The sequence below is a fragment of the Sphingomonas asaccharolytica NBRC 15499 genome (assembly GCF_001598355.1).
GTDB classification, from domain to species: Bacteria; Pseudomonadota; Alphaproteobacteria; order Sphingomonadales; family Sphingomonadaceae; genus Sphingomonas; species Sphingomonas asaccharolytica.
Genome location: NZ_BCYU01000055.1, coordinates 1 through 17,088, shown reverse-complemented (window position 1 = coordinate 17,088; position 17,088 = coordinate 1). Strand labels below are relative to the sequence as shown.

At 65.4% G+C, this 17,088-nt stretch carries 19 protein-coding genes; 11 read left to right on the top strand and 8 right to left on the bottom strand.

The genetic code is table 11. The annotated features are described in order from the left end of the window. Positions 1 to 156 precede the first annotated feature (156 nt). Positions 157 to 894, top strand: coding sequence for a hypothetical protein (locus tag SAS01S_RS14775; RefSeq protein WP_218016309.1), 738 nt, complete (start codon positions 157 to 159; stop codon positions 892 to 894). Between the two features lie 67 nt (positions 895 to 961). Here SAS01S_RS14775 and SAS01S_RS23170 read toward each other — a convergent pair whose 3' ends face one another. Beyond that, a complete protein-coding gene (locus SAS01S_RS23170; protein ID WP_066809755.1) occupies positions 962 to 1,543 on the bottom strand; it encodes a YdeI/OmpD-associated family protein in 582 nt (193 codons plus the stop codon). A 106-nt stretch (positions 1,544 to 1,649) separates the two neighbouring features. Between SAS01S_RS23170 and SAS01S_RS14765 the strand changes: the two genes are divergently transcribed. The 3 genes from SAS01S_RS14765 (at position 1,650) to SAS01S_RS14755 (ending at position 3,566) form a co-directional block, all read left to right on the top strand. Next, on the top strand, positions 1,650 to 1,991 hold the full coding sequence (locus SAS01S_RS14765) for a PadR family transcriptional regulator (RefSeq protein ID WP_066809719.1): 342 nt from the start codon (positions 1,650 to 1,652) through the stop codon (positions 1,989 to 1,991). A gap of 1 nt (position 1,992) precedes the next feature. Next, complete coding sequence (locus SAS01S_RS14760; protein ID WP_066809717.1) at positions 1,993 to 2,967, top strand: hypothetical protein; 975 nt, start codon at positions 1,993 to 1,995, stop codon at positions 2,965 to 2,967. Positions 2,968 to 3,053: 86 nt separating this feature from the next. After that, positions 3,054 to 3,566: a hypothetical protein gene (locus tag SAS01S_RS14755; protein WP_066809715.1), complete on the top strand. Its 513-nt coding sequence runs from the start codon at positions 3,054 to 3,056 to the stop codon at positions 3,564 to 3,566. A 29-nt stretch (positions 3,567 to 3,595) separates the two neighbouring features. Here the strand turns inward: SAS01S_RS14755 and SAS01S_RS23285 are convergent, their stop codons facing one another. Continuing rightward, on the bottom strand, positions 3,596 to 4,207 hold the full coding sequence (locus SAS01S_RS23285) for a TetR/AcrR family transcriptional regulator (RefSeq protein WP_066809713.1): 612 nt from the start codon (positions 4,205 to 4,207) through the stop codon (positions 3,596 to 3,598). A 153-nt stretch (positions 4,208 to 4,360) separates the two neighbouring features. On the opposite strand from SAS01S_RS23285, the gene SAS01S_RS14745 reads away from it, so the two are divergent. After that, positions 4,361 to 4,828, top strand: coding sequence for a hypothetical protein (locus tag SAS01S_RS14745; protein WP_066809712.1), 468 nt, complete (start codon positions 4,361 to 4,363; stop codon positions 4,826 to 4,828). Between the two features lie 16 nt (positions 4,829 to 4,844). Here SAS01S_RS14745 and SAS01S_RS14740 read toward each other — a convergent pair whose 3' ends face one another. Beyond that, positions 4,845 to 5,876: an NAD(P)H-dependent flavin oxidoreductase gene (locus SAS01S_RS14740; protein ID WP_066809711.1), complete on the bottom strand. Its 1,032-nt coding sequence runs from the start codon at positions 5,874 to 5,876 to the stop codon at positions 4,845 to 4,847. A gap of 46 nt (positions 5,877 to 5,922) precedes the next feature. Here SAS01S_RS14740 and SAS01S_RS14735 point away from each other — a divergent pair, with 46 nt between their 5' ends. Continuing rightward, entirely contained in the window at positions 5,923 to 6,339 is a 417-nt protein-coding gene (locus SAS01S_RS14735; protein ID WP_066809710.1) for a secondary thiamine-phosphate synthase enzyme YjbQ, read from the top strand. Between the two features lie 31 nt (positions 6,340 to 6,370). On the opposite strand, the gene SAS01S_RS14730 is transcribed toward SAS01S_RS14735, so the two are convergent. Both SAS01S_RS14730 and SAS01S_RS14725 read right to left on the bottom strand, forming a co-directional pair. Next, positions 6,371 to 6,955: an acetate uptake transporter gene (locus SAS01S_RS14730; protein ID WP_157082831.1), complete on the bottom strand. Its 585-nt coding sequence runs from the start codon at positions 6,953 to 6,955 to the stop codon at positions 6,371 to 6,373. Between the two features lie 97 nt (positions 6,956 to 7,052). Next, on the bottom strand, positions 7,053 to 8,354 hold the full coding sequence (locus tag SAS01S_RS14725) for an aspartate kinase (protein WP_066809709.1): 1,302 nt from the start codon (positions 8,352 to 8,354) through the stop codon (positions 7,053 to 7,055). A 53-nt stretch (positions 8,355 to 8,407) separates the two neighbouring features. On the opposite strand from SAS01S_RS14725, the gene ubiG reads away from it, so the two are divergent. Continuing rightward, a complete protein-coding gene (gene ubiG / locus SAS01S_RS14720) occupies positions 8,408 to 9,148 on the top strand; it encodes a bifunctional 2-polyprenyl-6-hydroxyphenol methylase/3-demethylubiquinol 3-O-methyltransferase UbiG (protein WP_066809708.1) in 741 nt (246 codons plus the stop codon). Positions 9,149 to 9,279: 131 nt separating this feature from the next. On the opposite strand, the gene SAS01S_RS14715 is transcribed toward ubiG, so the two are convergent. Further along, positions 9,280 to 10,899 carry an alkaline phosphatase D family protein gene (locus SAS01S_RS14715; protein WP_066809706.1) on the bottom strand — a complete coding sequence of 540 codons (1,620 nt, stop codon included), beginning with the start codon at positions 10,897 to 10,899 and terminating at the stop codon, positions 9,280 to 9,282. Between the two features lie 74 nt (positions 10,900 to 10,973). Here SAS01S_RS14715 and SAS01S_RS14710 point away from each other — a divergent pair, with 74 nt between their 5' ends. After that, positions 10,974 to 12,431, top strand: a complete 1,458-nt coding sequence (locus SAS01S_RS14710) for a DUF2029 domain-containing protein (RefSeq protein WP_157082830.1) — start codon at positions 10,974 to 10,976, stop codon at positions 12,429 to 12,431. Here the strand turns inward: SAS01S_RS14710 and SAS01S_RS14705 are convergent. Both SAS01S_RS14705 and SAS01S_RS14700 read right to left on the bottom strand, forming a co-directional pair. Continuing rightward, entirely contained in the window at positions 12,409 to 13,599 is a 1,191-nt protein-coding gene (locus SAS01S_RS14705; RefSeq protein ID WP_066809705.1) for a glycosyltransferase, read from the bottom strand. The genes SAS01S_RS14710 and SAS01S_RS14705 overlap by 23 nt on opposite strands. Before the next feature lie 10 nt (positions 13,600 to 13,609). Further along, complete coding sequence (locus tag SAS01S_RS14700) at positions 13,610 to 14,575, bottom strand: hypothetical protein (RefSeq protein WP_245656920.1); 966 nt, start codon at positions 14,573 to 14,575, stop codon at positions 13,610 to 13,612. 275 nt (positions 14,576 to 14,850) lie between these two features. On the opposite strand from SAS01S_RS14700, the gene SAS01S_RS14690 reads away from it, so the two are divergent. The 3 genes from SAS01S_RS14690 to SAS01S_RS14680 all read left to right on the top strand — a co-directional run. Further along, positions 14,851 to 15,954, top strand: coding sequence for a glycosyltransferase (locus SAS01S_RS14690; RefSeq protein WP_066809699.1), 1,104 nt, complete (start codon positions 14,851 to 14,853; stop codon positions 15,952 to 15,954). 96 nt (positions 15,955 to 16,050) lie between these two features. Beyond that, entirely contained in the window at positions 16,051 to 16,632 is a 582-nt protein-coding gene (locus SAS01S_RS14685) for an ANTAR domain-containing response regulator (protein WP_066809697.1), read from the top strand. Then, the coding region (locus SAS01S_RS14680; RefSeq protein ID WP_169804966.1) for an ABC transporter substrate-binding protein at positions 16,629 to 17,088 on the top strand (460 nt) is incomplete at its 3' end. The genes SAS01S_RS14685 and SAS01S_RS14680, both read left to right, overlap by 4 nt.

Genomic DNA, 17,088 nt, shown 5'->3' with positions numbered 1-17,088 from the left:
GCGCAGCCCCAGAGCGTCGTTCCAGCAATCTGGTTGATCCTCGCTTTCGCTCTGCCGCTCTCATGCCTAGTCTCCGCCTGGCGCTGCGCGAGGCGGTCTGGCGATGCACCGCCGGTTGTACGGCGCCTCGCTTTCGTCGCCTTGGCGGCCCCGCCGTTGTTCGTGTCGACCGGCGTGGTTTCGAGTTTGGTTCATTCTCCTCTCCCCGACCTATGGACCTGGTCCATCTTCTGGCTCGTCCTCGGCATCGGCGCGGCGGTCGCGAGTTCTAAAGGGCAATCGCGGCCTCCCGGTGCCATGACGGGTCGTTTGCGCGTGGTGCACGGCATCTCCGCTTTAGCCATCCTTCTGTTCGTGGCCTTCCACCTGACCAACCATCTGTTCGGGCTGTTCGGTCCCGTCATACATGCACAGGTGATGGCGATAGGGCGGCTCGTGTACCGCTCTCGATTCGTCGAGCCGGTTTTCGTGGCGATCCTGCTCTTCCAGGTCGCAAGCGGCTTCAAGCTCGCATGGCGATGGAGCGCTCGTCGGCTCGATGTCGCAGGGGTGCTACAGGTCGGGTCGGGCGCATATCTCGCGGCGTTCATCCTCACGCATCTCAACTCCGCCTTCGTCTCGGCGCGATGGGTTCACGGGATCCCGACCGACTGGGCCTGGGCGACGGGTGCTCCGGAGGGTCTGTTAATGGATGCGTGGAACATCCGGCTGCTGCCGCATTATGCGCTCGGCGTCTTCTTCGTCATCGCGCACGTCTTTTGCGGCTTGCGCACGGTCTTGCTGGCGCATGGCGTCCGGTCGTCGATCGCGAACCAGGTGTGGGCGTGCGGCCTTTTAGGCGCGGGCGGCGTGTCGCTTCTGATCACGGCAGCCCTATGCGGGTTGCGTATCTGAAGCCGCCTGGATCGGAAGAGGCGATTGGCGGCTGACGCGGCCCTCCCAAGAACGGCATTCCTTCCGTTCAGTGAACCGTTTCACCCCGCGCGCACATTTCGACGAACTTCGCGATCCGCGCCGCGCGCGTTTCCGGCTTCTTCGCGGTCTGCACGCGGTACAGGATCGCGTAGCGGTTGACCCCGGTCAGCGTGTCGAAGAAGGTCCGCGCGGCCGGCTCCGCGTCCAGCGCGGCCCTCAAATCCTCCGGCTCCGCCGCGGTAGAGGCTGGGGCATAGGCCGTGTCCCATCGCCCATCGGCCTTGGCCGCCTCGATCTCGGTCAATCCCGCCGGCGCCACGCGGCCGTCCGCCACCAGCTGCTCCGCGCGCTTGCGGTTATTCTCCGACCATTTGCTGGTGCGCTTGCGCGGGGTGAAGCGGGTCAGGAACCAGGCCTGGTCCCATTTGTCGATCTGCCCGTCGATCCAGCCATGACAGAGCGCGCCATCGATCGCCTGCGCCTTGGTCAAGCTCGACGCAGCGTTGCCCGCCTTGGCGATCTTCAGCCACACGCCCGCCGCCTTTCCGCCGTGCGTCGCCAGCCACGTCTCCCACGCTTCGGTATCGGCGAAGTCCAGCACCGGCAACCCGCCGCGTTCCTTATCCATCGCGCTCTCCATCGCCGCTCCCGCCACCCCTTGGCATTGCCGGGCTTGACTCTTCAATTACCGTGTATCATACAGTGTATGTCACACACTATGTGAAGCACAGCTTATGCCAGTCGATGACGACACATTCGAAAAATTGCGCGTAGAACTCCGGCGTGGATCGCTGGTGCTCGCCGTGCTTGGGGCGCTGCGTGAGGAGCGCTATGGCTATACGCTGCGCCAGTCGCTCGAGGATGCCGGGCTGCTGATCGACGAAGGCGCGCTCTATCCGTTGCTGCGCCGGCTCGAATCGCAGCGCCTGCTGATCTCCGAATGGCGCGAGGAGGCCAAGCGCACCAAGCGCTTCTACCGCCTGTCGGTCGACGGCACCGACACGCTCGCCGCGCTGCTTCACGAATGGAATGCGATTTCAGAATCGATCCTGCGCCTTACCGAAAAGGACAAATGAGATGGACCTCATCGACCGCTATCTCGCCGCGATCGCGCGGCGCCTGCCCGCGGAAAACGCCGGAGATATCGTTGCCGAGATCCGCGACGATCTGCTCACCCGTCAGGAAGTGCGCGAGGACGCGCTCGGCCGCCCGCTCAACAGGAAAGAGGTCGCCGCGCTGATCAAGGATGTCGGTCACCCTCTGATCGTCGCCTCGCGCTATCGGCCGCAGCAATATCTGATCGGGCCCGACGCCTTCCCGTTCTTCGTCGCGACCTTGCGCATCGTCGCGATGGTCGTGGCGCTCGCGTTCGTGGTCACCGCGGCATCGAGCGTGGTGTTCGGTCACGCCGATATCGCCCATGCGCTTGGCCGAGCGATGTCCAACCTGTTCAGTTCGGCGATGCTCGCCTTCGGCACGGTCGCCGCGGTGTTCTATGCGCTCGAACGCACCGGCTTCCCCGCCGAGCATCTCGCCAAATGGCGGCCCCAGGACCTGCCTGAGGTCAAGGACAAGCAACCCAATGTCTGGGGATCGGCGTTCGAGGTCGCGGTCGGGGTCTATTTCATCCTCTGGTGGTGTGGGTTGGTGCCGTTCCCGACCTATTACGGCAACGTGAAGGGGCTGATCCTGGCGCCCGATCCGATCTGGGCCGCTGTGTGGTGGCCGGTGCTGGCGCTGATGGTCGCGCGGCTGATCTACAACATCGTCCAGTGGCTGCGCCCGCGCTGGAAAATGGTACTGGCGGTGCTGTCGGTCGGCACCGCGGCGGGCGGGCTCGGCCTGGCCTATGTGATCTATCAAGCCGGCCATTGGCTCACCGCGAGCGGCACGCTTCCCGCCGATCAACTGGCGGACATCGATCACGGCGTGAACCTCGGCATCCACTGGGCAATCGTCGTGGTCGGCGCGATTCTGGTGCTTCAGGGTCTGCAGGAAGTGTGGCGCCTCGCTACGTCGCGTCCGGGGGTGGTCGGCGTGAAGGCGATCTGACCGCCGGTTGCGCCGATCGTGCGTTGCGCACGACGCGCCGGAGAGCCATCCTCCGCGGAAAGATTCCGCCTCCCGGAGAATGTCCGATGAAGCTTCTGCTCTGCGCGCTTCCCTTTTCGTTGTGGCCGCTGGCATCGCTCGAAGCGGCCGCGCCTGCTGCCACCGCTTGCAACGTGACCGTCAGCGTGATCGATCCCGATCCTGCCGGCACCAACGTGCGCAAGACCCCCGGCGGCGCTGTCGCCGCGACGTTACGCCCCCCGCGCGCCGGCGACGACTGGATCGAGGTCCATGTCGTCGGCCAGATGGGCGACTGGTTCGCGATCGATCGCGCCGAGCTGGTCGGCGACACGCGGAAGACGATCTTTCGCGGCAGCGGTTATATGCATCGCGCCGTTCTCGGGTCCGACGGGCTCGTCAATGGTGAGCCGATCCGTGCCGATCACGATGAACGCGCTGCCCAGATTCTGGCTGGCCAGGATGCCGACCAACCTGCCTATCTGCTCGGCTGCGCGGGCGATTTCGTGAAGATCCGCATCAAGGCGGGGGTCGGTTGGACCAAGACTTTGTGCCTCAATCAGCGGACGACCTGCGCCTGAACGCTATTTGACGGGCTTGCCATTGCTCGTCAGGCTGCCGCGCCGTCCGGCCGACTCAGAGCCAACAGCAAGTGATCGACCACGTGGCCGATATCGCGTTGCGCCTGCGCGGGGTCAGGGGCGGTCGCCAGGAACAGCGCGCCTTCGCGCACCATGCCGAGCAGGACATGCGCCAGCGGTGGCACCGGCTGCGGCGGGATTTCCCCCGCAGCGATTGCACTGCTGAGCAGATGCTCAACCAGCGCCAGGCTGTAGCGGTCGCCGATCGCGCGCCAGCGTTCCCAACCCAGCACCGCCGGCGCCTCGATCAGCGCAATCCGATGCACCTCGGGCTCGCGGCACAGGTCGAGCCATTTTTTGGTTCCGGCGCGTATCCGGTCGAGCGCGCCGCCCTCACCGCCCGCGGCGGCGAGCCGCGCGATCGTCTCTTCCTCGATCGCCTCGAACACTGCGGCGAACAGCCCCTTCTTGTCCTCGAAATGATGGTAGAGCGCACCGCGTGTGACACCAGCCGCCGAAACGATCTCCTCGGCGCTGACCTCGGCATAGCTGCGCTCGGTAAACAGCGCCCGCCCTGCCGCGATCAACGCGCCGCGGGTGGCGGTCGTCCGTTCGGCTTGCGTACGGCGTTCCGTTTTCATACAGACTGAATGTATGTTTCTGAGTCGAGCACATGCCATTGTCGGCAGCGGACCGCGAAGTGCAAGCCAAAGCATGTGGTATCCATGCCGGCGACCATGCCGAACCCGTCCGACCAGAGACGAATCATCTGTTTTCGTGAGGGAGTTCGAATCATGGACAAGACGATCGAGATTACCCGCGCGGTTGTGGTCGCCGGCCTCGTCGCCGGCACGCTAGACATCGGTGCGGCAGCGCTCATCAACCATGTCGGCCCGGCGCTGATCCTTCAAGGCATCGCGAGCGGGCTGGTCGGGATGAAATCCTATGCCGGCGGTGCGGGCACCGTCGCCCTGGGGCTGGCGCTCCAGCTTGCCATGTCGATTGTGATCGCGGGCATCTATGCCGCCGCCGCGGCGCGGCTCGCCTGGCTGCGGTCGCGCCCCGTCCTGGCCGGCCTGGCCTTCGGTCTCGGCGTGTTCGTCGTGATGAACCTGATCGTCGTGCCGCTGTCGGCGTTCGGCCCCAAGCCGGCGCACATCTCGTTGGCCTGGCTGCTACTCAACGTCGTCGCGATGCTCGTATTCGGCGTGATTGTCGCGATGATCGTCCGCTGGGGATTCCGGCGCGTGACGGCGGGATAATCGGGCTGCGTGCGAGCTACGCCGCGCGCTTCTCCAGCGCGTGCGCGGCTTCGGCCATCAATTGCGCGATGATGTCGGCGACCGGCTCTTCCTCTTTCACCATGCCGACCGACTGGCCGGCCATCAGGCTGCCATGCTCGACATCGCCGTCGATCACCGCGCGGCGCAGCGCGCCGGCCCAATAATGTTCGATCTGCAATTGCGCCTCGGCCATCTCGACCGTGCCGTCATTGAGCGATTGCGCCACTTCGAGCTGTTTGGCGGTGAACAATTCGGTGCCGGCATTCTTGAGCGCGCGGACCGGGATGACCGGCAGGCGCGGGTCGATCTGCACGCTGGCGATGGCGTCGCGGGCATTAGCGCGGAAGAACGCCTTCTTGAAATTGGGGTGGGCGATCGATTCGCTTGCACAGGCGAAGCGGGTACCGAGCTGGACGCCGGCCGCGCCCATGTCGAGATAACCGGCAATCGCCTCGCCGCGGCCGATCCCGCCGGCGACGAACACCGGCACTTGTTCGGCGACTTCAGGCAGGATTTCCTGCGCCAGCACGCTGGTCGACACCGGGCCGATATGCCCGCCGGCCTCCATGCCCTCGACGACGAGCGCGTCGACGCCCGAGCGGATCAGTTTCTTGGCGAGCGCCAACGCCGGGGCGAAACAGATCAGCTTCGCGCCGTTTGCCTTGATCGCATCGAGCGACCCTGTCGGGGGCAGGCCGCCGGCCAGCACGACATGGCCGACCTGATGCTTGCTGCAGACCTCGATCAGGTCGAACAGCATCGGGTGCATGGTGATCAGATTGACGCCGAACGGCTTCGACGTCAGCGCCTTGGTCGCGGCGATTTCCTTGTCGAGCAGCTCCGGAGTCATTGCGCCGCACGCGATCAGCCCGAACCCGCCGGCATTGGACATCGCCGAGACGAGATGGCGTTCGCTGACCCACGACATCGCGCCGCACAGGATGGCGACCTCGGAGCCGAGGAAATCCACGCCGCGCGCCATGCGCCGCTGCAGGCGCTCGGCGCCGATCGATGAGGGGGCTGTCATGCCGCCGGACCTAGCCTTGCCCGGGGGTTTGGGGCAAGCCCACGTCATGCGGCAGCAAATCACCGAGTTGATGGTCGAGACTCGCGGTCAGGGCCTGCACGATTGCACCGACGCGGTTCGGCACTGGGTCGACGGTACCGGGATCCACGCCGGTCTGCTGACCGTGTTCATCCGGCACACCTCCGCGTCGCTGCTGATCCAGGAAAACGCCGCGCCCGCCGCGCGCCGTGATCTTGAGCGCTACTTCGCCCGGATCGCTCCGGAATCGCGCGACTATGAGCATGACGACGAAGGTCCCGACGACATGCCGGCGCACCTCCGGGCCGCGCTGACCCAGACCAGCCTGTCGATCCCGGTGATCGATGGCGGTCTGGCACTGGGCATTTGGCAGGGGATTTACGTGTTCGAGCATCGCCGGGTGCCGCATCGGCGACATCTGGCCCTTCACCTCATCGGCGAGTGAGTCTCGGGGGTGGCGCTGGACGGCGCGAATATCATGAAACGATAGGACCGCCGACGGGCACGACCGGTCGACCCCAGGACGCGTTGGTGACGAAGGCAAAGCTGCCATACATCGCCAGCGATCCGCAGAGCAGGCCTAGCCACCCGCCGAGATGGCCCAGCGCGGGCTGCCCCAGCGCCGCACCAAGTCCCAACAGGAAAAATGTGGGCCAGAGCGTGAGGAAGATCAGGAAGACGATGCGCGCCAACCGAAAGGTGCTGATCCAGAGACCGAGCGTCCACAATAATAGCGCGACGCCGACCGTCGGACCCGCCGACGAAATATCGATCACGCCGGTGTGCGCGAAAATCTGCAGCAGGCCGAACCACAGCCAAAAGGCGCCATAGCTTAGAAAGGCCGTCATTCCGAACGTGTTGGCAAGCCGGACTTCGAGCAAGCCGGCGATCAGCTGGATCAGCCCGCCAAAAGCGAGCGCCAACGGCACTACCACGCCTTCGCCGCCGGGAGGAAGCAGGCCGGCGTTGATCAGGCTGAGCAATATCGTCGTGAAGCCGAAGCCCACAAGGCCAAGGGCAGCAGGATTGGCCGGCGCCAGCACGGTGCTTGAATCGGGCACGAGCCTCTCCGCCAAGGCGATCTTGCGGTCGACCTAACAAACACAGGTCGTCGTCACACAGTCAAGCGTGCGCCGCTCCGGGGGCGTTCAGCGTGGTTCAGGCCGCCGCTTCCTCGGCATCCAACCCATAAGCGGTATGCAGCACGCGCACCGCGAGTTCGGTCTCGTCCTCGTGGATCAGCACGCTGACCTTGATCTCGCTGGTCGAGATAGCCTGGATGTTGATGCCGCGCTCGCCCAGCGTCGTGAACATCTTCGACGCCACGCCGGCATGGCTCTTCATGCCGACGCCGACCACCGAGATCTTGGCGACGCGCGTGTCGTGGACCAGTTCCTCGAAGCCGATCGATTCCTTGGCCTCGTTCAGCGCCTGGATCGATCGCGCCAGGTCGACCGCGGGGACGGTGAAGGTGACATCGGTCGATCCCGCGCGCCCCGCGCTCTGGTGCGCGATGTTCTGGATGATCATGTCGACGTTGATGTTCGCCTTGGCGAGCGGCGCGAAGATCGCCGCGACCGAGCCCGGCGTGTCGGACACGTTGGTCAGCGTGATCTTCGCCTCGTTCTTGTCGTGCGCGATCCCGGTGATCAGCTGGCGTTCCATGTCGTCGATCTCCTCTTCGCCCACGATCATCGTCCCGGGCAATGTGTCCGCCATCGGCGCGTCATCACCAGTGAATGACGACAGCACCTGGACGCGGACATTTTCCTTCATCGCAAGCCCCACCGAGCGCGTCTGGAGCACTTTCGCCCCGACGCTCGCGAGCTCGAGCATTTCCTCGTAGGTGACCTTCTTGAGCTTGCGGGCTCTCGGCACGATGCGCGGGTCGGTCGTGTAGACGCCGTCGACATCGGTGTAGATGTCGCAGCGATCAGCCTTCATCGCCGCCGCCACCGCCACCGCCGACGTGTCCGACCCACCGCGGCCGAGCGTGGTGACGCGTCCCTGTTCGCCATCGGCGCTGTCGGCGACGCCCTGGAACCCGGGAATCACCGCGACCTGGCCCGACGACAGCGCGCGATCGAGCGCGGCAGTGTCGATTTCCTCGATACGCGCAGAGGCATGCGCGTCGCTGGTATGGATCGGCAATTGCCAGCCAAGCCAAGAGCGTGCCGGCACGCCGATTGCCTGGAGCGCGATCGCTAGCAGGCCGCTCGTGACCTGCTCGCCCGCCGAGACGACGACGTCATATTCCTTAGGATCGTAGAGAGACGACGCCTCGCGGCAGAAATTGACCAGCCGGTCGGTCTCGCCGGCCATTGCCGACACCACCACCGCGACCTGGTTGCCGGCATCGACCTCGCGCTTGACGCGATTGGCGACGTTGCGGATTCGCTCGATCCCGGCCATCGACGTCCCGCCGAATTTCATCACGATACGGGCAGGGGTCGCGGCCATCGGAGGAGCGGAAGTCCTTTGGATTGGAGAGGCGCGCCTGATAGGAAGCCGCGATGGCAAGCGCAACCGTAACGTCTGTAACCACTATCGACCCGCAAGAAGCCGCGCATTTCGGCAAATTGGCGCGCGACTGGTGGGACCCCAAAGGCTCGTCGGCGATGCTGCACCGGCTCAACCCGCCGCGGCTGGGCTATATAAGGCGGCAGGTCGATGTGAATTGGGGCGGCGATTCGGCGAGCTTTACCCCGTTGGCGGGAAAGCGCGCGGTCGATGTCGGCTGCGGCGCCGGGCTGTTGTGCGAGCCGCTGGCCCGGCTCGGGGCGACGGTGACGGGGATCGACGCCGCTGCGGAGAATATCGGCGTGGCGCGCGCACATGCCGTGCAATCCGGACTGACGATCGATTATCGCGCGGGCAGCATCGAGTTGCTGGCCGGCGAGCGGTTCGACCTCGTCACCAGCATGGAAGTGATCGAGCACGTCACCGATCCGGCGGCGTTCGTCGCCGGGCTGGCCGGCGCGCTGGCCGAGGGCGGGCTGATGATCCTGTCGACCCCCAACCGCACCGCGCTGTCGCGCCTCGCGATGATCACGGTGGGAGAGGGCAGCGGGATGATTCCCAAGGGGACGCATGACTGGAGCAAGTTCCTGACGCCCGAGGAACTGGTCGAGTTGGTCGAGGATGCGGGGATGAAGGTGGTCGATATCAGCGGGCTGAGCTTCTCGCCGGGCAAGGGGTTCAAGGTAAGCGACGACACCAAGCTCGACTATTTATTGACCGCGGTGCGGGGCTGACAGTCCCTCTCCCGTTGGGAGAGGGATGGAGCGCCCGCAGGGCGCGGAAGGGTAGCGCCTGAGCCTTTACCTGCCCTCACCTTTCCGCGGCTTCGCCGCTCCCTTCCTCTCCCGGAGGGAGAGGAATTTGCTCACGCCATCGCGTTCCGTCCACGCGCCACCGAAGTGCTGTGCCCGACCACCGCATTCGACGACCTCGCCCGAATCGTATCCACGAACAGCCAGTCGTTCGAGACCTTCTCCGACGTGATGGTCAGCGCCATGTAGCCGCGGTGCGAGGTGTCGCACCATTTGAGTTCGGGATTGCCCGCGACCAAGCCGGCGGCGACGGTCTTGGGATCGACCTTCACTTCGTGCTCGTAGCCGGGTGAGGTCACGCTATGCCCGGCGAATTCGACGCCCGCCGCTTTGCCGTCCTGCTTGAGATCGAACGCCCAGCCATTGTGGCTGTCGCCCGAGATCACCACCAGATTGGCGTTGGTTGCTTGCGCCGCGCGCAGGAAACGGGCGCGCGCGGCCGGATAGCCGCCCCAATTGTCGTAATTGAACGGCAGGCCGAGCTTGCCCGCTTGTATTCCGGCGAGGACGTAATTCTTCGCCCGCTCGCTGGCGTTGGGGTCGACCCAGCCCAGCGCGGCGGCGGGCATGACCGTCTCGCCCAGGATCGTGCCGAACCCGACCAGCTGCCATTTCTGTCCCGCCGCGACCGATCGGCGCAGGGCGTGGAACAGCCAGTCTTCCTGTTGCGTCCCCATCATCGTCGCGGCGGGATCCATCCATGGGCCATCGCGGAACGCCTTGAGCGCCGCGACCGGGTCGGCCGCCTTGAACAACGGGGCGATATCGGGCTGCTCGGTGCGCGCCAGCACACGCGTTTCGGTACGGAATAAGGTCGCGAGATTGCCGATGTCATAGGCTTTCCACGGCTCGTCGCTGACCGGCATCCATTCGCGATAGACCTGGATCGCGGCCATCTTGCGCAACGTCCAGTCGCCTTCGTCGGGTTGGTGGTTCTCGGCGCCGCCTTCCCACGAATCGTTGGCCGATTCGTGGTCGTCCCATTGCACGATCATCGGCAAGCGGGCGTGGAGCGCCTGGAGGTCGGGGTCGCTACGATAGCTGGCATAGCGGATGCGGTAATCGGCGAGATGGACCAATTCGTTGGCCGGCTCGGTCGAACGCACCGTGTCCTTGGGGGCGGGATAGCCGCCGGTCTTATATTCGTACAAATAGTCGCCGAGATGGATGGCGAGGTCGAGATCGTCGCGCGCGGCGGCGTGACCATAAGCGTTGAAATAGCCGAACGGCATGTTGGAGCAGGAGAAGATCGCCGCTTTGAACGCCTTGGCCTGCGACCCGGTCGGTAGCGTCCGCGTCCGGCCGACCGGCGATCTGGAGCCATCGGGGCCGACGAAGCGGTAGAAATAGCTGGTGCCGGGCTTGAGGCCGTCGACGGTGATCTTGCTCGTCCAATCGCGCCACGGCCCGGTGATCGCCACGCCGTTGCCTGCGATCTTGGTGAAATCGGCCTGCTCGGACAGTTCGACGGTGAGATGGACAGGCTTGCCGTCGGCCGGGACGTAACGCGTCCATAGCAGCATCGAGTCGCTTGCCGGCTCGCCGCTCGCGACCGAATGGGTGAAGCCGGTCGCGGCGGTGACGTTGGTGGTTTGCGCGAAACCTGGGACGCTCCAGGCACCCAGTCCCAACGTGCCGGTGACCATAAGCGAACGGCGATCGATCCGAAGCATAGGTTCTCCCTTTTCGCGGCTCCCTTGGGCGCTTCATATGGCGCGTTCGTGACAGGTCCGGTACGACGCCGCCCATGTTGCTACGGATGATGCGTGGTGGGCAAGCGGGCGTGCCGCTGGTCCTGGGTCTGATCTTCCTGTTCGCGGTGCTGTCGGTTCTGCGGCCGGTCAATCATGACGAGAGCCAATATGTCGCCGCCGCGATCCTGGCGCGCAATGCGCTGCCGTGGCGCGACTTCGCTTATTTCCAAACGCCGTTGCAACCGGTGCTGTTCGCGCCCTTCGCGGTCAGCCTGGGGGCGTTGGCCTGGCCGGGTCTGCGGATGCTCAACGCGGTGCTTGGGGCGATCGCGGTGCTGATGGTCGGCCGCGCGGCGCGGGCGGCGGGCGCGACATCGCGGATGGCGATCATCGTCGCGGGCTTGTTTGCCGGAACCGACATCCTGTTGTTCAGCGCGGGGACCGCGCGCAACGACGCCCTCCCCGCCGCCGCGCTGGCGGGCGCGCTGGTGCTGATCGTGCGCGCCGCGCAAGGGCAGGGATCGACGCGTCACGCGCTGCTGACCGGGTTCCTGCTCGCGCTCGCGGCGGGAACCAAGATCAGCTATGCGCTCCCTGCCGCGGCCTATTTCGTCTGGGCAGTGATGGACCGGCGCCATCGTCCGGTAATGACCGCGCTCGGCGCACTGCCGGTGATCGCGTTGATCGGCTGGATGGTCGCGCAAGCGCCCGAGGCGGCGCGGTTCGAGATACTGACGTTCCCTGCGCTAGGCCCCGACCAGATGTACCGCGACGCCGGGCGTGCGTTCAAATTGTCGCTCGGGTTCAAGGCAATCGATACGCTCAAATTCCTGGCGCTGGGCACGGCCTTGCCCGCGATCGTCGCCGTCGTGGCGCGCTGGCGGCGCGACGAGCAGGGGCTGGCGCGATTGCTCGACATGCTGATCGTGGCAGGCCTGGTCGCGGCGTTGCTGCCCGAGCCGACCTGGCGGCAATATCTGCTTCCCGTCTTGCCGCCTTTGTTCGTACGGCTGGCATTATTATGGGAAAGGCGGCCGCCGGCGCGCTGGGAGCGGATCGCGTTCGCGGCGTTTTTCTTCGCCGGCTTGGCGCCCTCGGTCGAGGCCGTCGTGCTGACCGCCGAGCATGGCGCGCCGATGGCCAATGCGGTGACCGACGGCGCGCGGCTGACCGCGGCGATGGACCAGCAAGGCGTGAGCGGCAGAATCGCGACGCTATCGCCACAATATATCGCCGCGACTGGCCGCGCGATCGATCCTCGCTTCGCCGCCGGGCCGTTCTATTTCCGCAGCCACGATCTGCTCGATCCGGCGAGCGAGCGGACGCTCACCCTAGTATCGGCGAAGACTTTGGACGGCGCGGCGCTGCCCAACGCGGTGTTGGTCGGGGGAGATGCCGATGCCGAGGGCGGCGACGCCGCGCTCGAGGCGAAGCTGGCGGCATGGGCGGCACCGCACGCAGTCGGCATCGCGCGATTGAACGGGAAGTTTACGCTCTACGTGCTGCGCTGACGCCGTCGCGCGCGTCGATCAGCGACTGGTAATAGGCCATCAGGTCGACCGCATGCTCGCGGTCGGTGCGGACGCGGCCGGCGGCGACGATCGCTGCCTTGCGCAGGATCGCAGGCTCGCGCGCGAACAGGCGTTGGATCGCCGCTGCGGCCGCGGCGGTGTCGCGCGCGCGATAGGTTTCGCTGGTCAGAGGGTCTGCCACCTCGGCGCAGCCGCCGGTATCGGGGACGATCAGCGGCAGGCCCGACGCCATCGCCTCGGACGGAACCAGCCCGAACGGCTCGGCCTCGGAACCATGGATCAGCGCGTCGGCGCTGGCCATGATCCGCGCCAGTTCGTTGCGTTCGTAGACCGGTCGGAACAGTCGGATATGCGGATTGCCGTCGATCCGCGCCTCGAGCCGCTTGCTCTCCGGGCCGGTGCCGAGGAGCATCAGGCCGACGGGCAATTTGTCGCCCGCCATACGCACCGCATCGATCACCAGCGGCCAGCGCTTCTCGCCATGGTGGCGGCCGATCCCGATCAGCAGATGGCCTTCGGGCGGCAAGTCGACTTGCCGCAGCATCGCCGCGCGCAGTCGTTCGTCGCGCAAGCTGGGCGAGAAATGGCTGCGCTCGATGCCCAGGGTCATCGCCGCATCGATCCGGACGCCGCGACGCGTCAGCCGCTTCTGAAGCGCCGGGCCATTGGTGACGACGGTATCGTAGAGCGTGAGGAAGCGGTTCATGTACCGCGCATAGATGGCGCACGCCTCCTCGATCTGCTCGGGCGGAGCCAGCCCTTCGAGCCAGCGCATCGGATAGGCCGCGATATTGTCGTTATGCATGAAGAACGACTTGAGTGCGCTCCCCTGCCACTTGCCGACGATCCAGGCCGGGCGCCACGGCGACGAGGTTTCGACGACGTCAGGCTGCAATTGGTCGAGCCAGCGCCAGATCGGCTCGTAACGCGAGAACAGGCCGTAATTCTTGTCGAACGGCAGGCCCGGCGACTTGATATAGATGATCTTGCCGCCGCCGGCGCGCTCCTCGACCCGGTCTTCCTTGCCGCAGGCGATGCAGATCAGCTCGTGACCCATATCGGCCATGATCGACATCTTGCGGTCGATATAGGTCCGTACGCCGCCACCGGTCGGCGAGTAGAATTCGTTGACGTCGACGACCAGCATCGCGCGCGGCCTAGATCTGGCGCTTGATCAGCGCCTGCACCGCGAAGAACGCGGCGAAGGCGACATGGACCACGAGCGTCAGCGCCGTGGTGAAGGCGATCAGATTGGCGAGATCGACATTGGTCGCGCTGCTGGTGCTGAGAATCGCACTCGTCATGGTCGCAAAGACCAGGTCCTTGTTCACGAACGGCAGGCGCGACACCAGCATGCGGACGGCGGACAGGATCAGCCAGGCGCCGATGCCGACATTGGGCAGCCCGAAATGCCAGGCAAAGGCGATCAGCACGCAGCCGACCGTCAAACGCGCAGCATGAATCCAGAAAATCCACCAAAGCGTCTTGCGGTCGAGCGAGAACACTTTTCGCGAGAAGATCAGGAACGGCAGGCACATAGCGATCACGACCGGAATGCCGACGGCCAGGCCGGTATAATAACGCGGCGGCAGCACCTCTAGCGCGAACGGCAGCGCCAGCGCAGTCATGACCAAGGTCATCATGTTGCCCGAGATCGCCGACAGGATCGAGACGTCCTTGACCGCCCCGAACGGGGCCGCGACCATTGCCGCGCGTTGCCGCGCCCAGGCGTAGAAATAGGCATCGCCGGAATAACCGACCACCGCCTCGTTCGCGATGCGCTTCTTGATCAGCGCGCCGAATCCCTCGAACGGGATTTTCCACAACCGGCGGAAGATGATGTAATCGCCGGTCGGCGGCGAGATGTAGAGCAGGGCGAAGGCGAGGTAATATAGCCAACTGTTGGGCGCGGCGTGGCTGAACCCGGCCAGGCCCGAGCCGAGCAGCTGCTTCGCCAGCCCTACGATCATCGCCAGGCTCAGCACGCCGGCGATGATCATCGGCCAGCGGCTCTTCAGGCTCCTGACGGGTTCGAGCCCGGCGAGGTCCTCGGCCGCATCAACAATCTTGGGCGCCAGACCGGCGGCAGGATTGTTGGATGCCCCGACAAAGCCGCTGTTCATCGACGCTCCAAAATCTGTTCATCCAAATGCGGCAGTTTGGTATCCAATCGGACCTGCCCGGAAATAATGGCTGCTTAACGGCAACGCACGAGCACCACAATTGGCCCGCGACAAGCCGGTTGCCGCGAGCGCCGCGCGATTTGGGGGTGGAAAGGGCGAATGACAAGCACTATGTTGCGGTGCAGCATCATTTCGGCGGCAAATAAGTCGGTTTTGCCCTAATTATTTCGCCTCCGAGAAACTTTTGACACAAATCGACGTTAGCGCGCCAATCCATGCTCAGTCCTTACGCCCCCGTAAGAATCCTGACTTTCGCTCATAGCCTTCAGGGCGGCGGGGTCGAACGCGCGATGTTGCGCATGATCCGCGGCTGGGTCGAAATGGGGCAGCACGTCACGTTGGTGCTGAGTTCGGCGCGGGGTCCGCTGGCGGCGGAAATCCCCGATGGCGTGCAGTTGATCGAGCTCGGCACGACTCATTTCGGCATGATCCGCGCACTTCCCCAGGCAGTGAAGGGCGCCGCGCCCGATATCGTGTTCTGCCCGGGCAATCATTATTCCAGCGCGGTCGCTTGGCTGAAGCTGCGGCTTGGCCGCGATTGCCCGCCGGTGGTGGGCAAGGTGTCCAACCGGCTCGACCGCGAGGATCAGCATTTTCCCGTAGCGCAGGGCTATCGCGCCTTCCTGCGTTCCTATCCCAGCTTCATCGATCATCTGGTCGCGATGAGCCCGGCAATGGCCGAGGAAACGGTGCGGATGACCGGGATTGGCGCCGATCGGGTCAGCGTGATCGCCAATCCGCCGAGCCCCGAGCCGATCGGGGCGCCGACCCCGCCGCTGCCCGGCGCCGACTATTTGATCGGGATCGGCCGGCTGACGCCGCAAAAGCGCTGGGACCGCGCGATCTCCGCGCTGGCGCAGGTCGAACGCCGCGACGTCAAGCTGATGATCGTCGGCGAGGGAGAAGTGCGCGGCGAACTGGAGAACCAGATCGACGCTTTGGGCCTGCGCTCGCGCGTCCATCTGCCCGGCTATTCGAACAATCCCCGCCCCGCTTTGGCCCAGGCGCGCGCGTTGGTGCTGACCTCGGACTTCGAGGGCGTGCCCGGCGTTCTGCAGGAAGCGCTGGCGCTCGGTACGCCGGTGGTCGCGACCGACTCGAGCGTCGCGATCCGCGAAATCGTCGCGCATCCACGTCTCGGCAGCGTCGTGCCGACCGACGATCCTCTCGCGTTGGTCTCCGCCTTCGACCATTGGCTCGCGCCCGGCCGTCCGCGCCCCGACCCCGTGCCCGAACGCGGACGCGATTCGATTGACCGCTATGTCAGGCTGTTCGAAGAACTGGTGCTCGACCGCAAACTCAGGGCCTTGCGGGATTAGAGTTCGCCTGGCGAATCAGAAGCATTTGCCGCGCCGATTTGACGTCACCATAGGTAGTTCTGGCGCGCCGCTGCAGCGCAGCATATGCTTAGCGCTATGCGGATCGCGATCATCGACACCAGCACGACCCGTGCCGCGATCATTTCCGAAGGTCTGCGCGAGGCGGGGCTCGACGACCTCGTCCTGATCGACAATTCGAACGCGCTCGTCGCGCAAATCGAGGCGGCCAATCCCGAAGTCGTGCTGATCAACCTCGAAAACCCCAGCCGCGACGTGCTGGAGGAATATTTCGCGGTGTCGCGGGCGCTGGCCAAACCGATCGCGATGTTCGTCGATCAGAGCAATCCCGAGAGTACCGCCGCGGCGATCGATGCCGGCGTCTCGGCCTATATCATCGATGGCCTGTCGAAACAGCGGATCATGCCGATCGTCGATCTCGCGGTGCGGCGCTTCAACGCCTTTTCGCGGCTCCAGGCCGAGCTGCACGAAGCGCGCAACGCGCTGGCCGACCGCACCGCAATCGACAAGGCGAAGGCGATCCTGATGCGTCGCCGGGCGATCGACGAGCCCGCCGCTTATGCCTTGCTGCGCAGCCACGCGATGCAATCCAACCGCCGCATCGCCGACGTGGCGGAAGCGATCATTACCAGCGCGGCATTGATGGGGGACGATATTTGACGCTCGACCGCATCCGGATCGGCTTTCTGCCGCTGGTCGACGCCGCTCTGCCAATCCTGGCGCGCGAGCGGGGCTTCGCGGCGGCGCACGGACTTGAGATCGACCTGGTCCGCGATCTCAGCTGGGCGACGGTGCGCGACCGACTGCTGTACGGCCATACCGATGCCGCGCATATGATCGCGCCATTGGCCATCGCCACAGCGCTTGGCCGCGGCCGGCCAGCAGTCGAGATCGACGTGCCGTTTGCGCTCGGCCTCAACGGCAACGCGATCACCTTCTCGATCCCCTTGGCGGCGGAAACGTTGGAGAGTGGCCAGCTCGGCGATCCGCGGACAGTTGGCGAACGCCTCCGCCAGGCCGCACTGGCACGGGCGCAAGCGGGGCGCCCGCTCCGCTTCGGCGTCGTCCACCGCTATTCGAGCCACAATTACATGCTGCGCTACTGGCTGGCCGCGG

Coding starts and splice junctions, on each gene's coding strand:
- SAS01S_RS14705 (WP_066809705.1), bottom strand. CDS start 13,599: ATGCTGGTCGTCGACGTCAACGAATTCTACTCGCCGACCGGTGGCGGC.
- SAS01S_RS14715 (WP_066809706.1), bottom strand. CDS start 10,899: ATGCTTCGGATCGATCGCCGTTCGCTTATGGTCACCGGCACGTTGGGA.
- SAS01S_RS14745 (WP_066809712.1), top strand. CDS start 4,361: ATGGACAAGACGATCGAGATTACCCGCGCGGTTGTGGTCGCCGGCCTC.
- ubiG (WP_066809708.1), top strand. CDS start 8,408: ATGGCAAGCGCAACCGTAACGTCTGTAACCACTATCGACCCGCAAGAA.
- SAS01S_RS14700 (WP_245656920.1), bottom strand. CDS start 14,575: ATGAACAGCGGCTTTGTCGGGGCATCCAACAATCCTGCCGCCGGTCTG.
- SAS01S_RS14765 (WP_066809719.1), top strand. CDS start 1,650: ATGCCAGTCGATGACGACACATTCGAAAAATTGCGCGTAGAACTCCGG.
- SAS01S_RS14690 (WP_066809699.1), top strand. CDS start 14,851: ATGCTCAGTCCTTACGCCCCCGTAAGAATCCTGACTTTCGCTCATAGC.
- SAS01S_RS14685 (WP_066809697.1), top strand. CDS start 16,051: ATGCGGATCGCGATCATCGACACCAGCACGACCCGTGCCGCGATCATT.
- SAS01S_RS23285 (WP_066809713.1), bottom strand. CDS start 4,207: ATGAAAACGGAACGCCGTACGCAAGCCGAACGGACGACCGCCACCCGC.
- SAS01S_RS14710 (WP_157082830.1), top strand. CDS start 10,974: ATGTTGCTACGGATGATGCGTGGTGGGCAAGCGGGCGTGCCGCTGGTC.
- SAS01S_RS14755 (WP_066809715.1), top strand. CDS start 3,054: ATGAAGCTTCTGCTCTGCGCGCTTCCCTTTTCGTTGTGGCCGCTGGCA.
- SAS01S_RS14760 (WP_066809717.1), top strand. CDS start 1,993: ATGGACCTCATCGACCGCTATCTCGCCGCGATCGCGCGGCGCCTGCCC.
- SAS01S_RS14735 (WP_066809710.1), top strand. CDS start 5,923: ATGCGGCAGCAAATCACCGAGTTGATGGTCGAGACTCGCGGTCAGGGC.
- SAS01S_RS14725 (WP_066809709.1), bottom strand. CDS start 8,354: ATGGCCGCGACCCCTGCCCGTATCGTGATGAAATTCGGCGGGACGTCG.
- SAS01S_RS23170 (WP_066809755.1), bottom strand. CDS start 1,543: ATGGATAAGGAACGCGGCGGGTTGCCGGTGCTGGACTTCGCCGATACC.
- SAS01S_RS14740 (WP_066809711.1), bottom strand. CDS start 5,876: ATGACAGCCCCCTCATCGATCGGCGCCGAGCGCCTGCAGCGGCGCATG.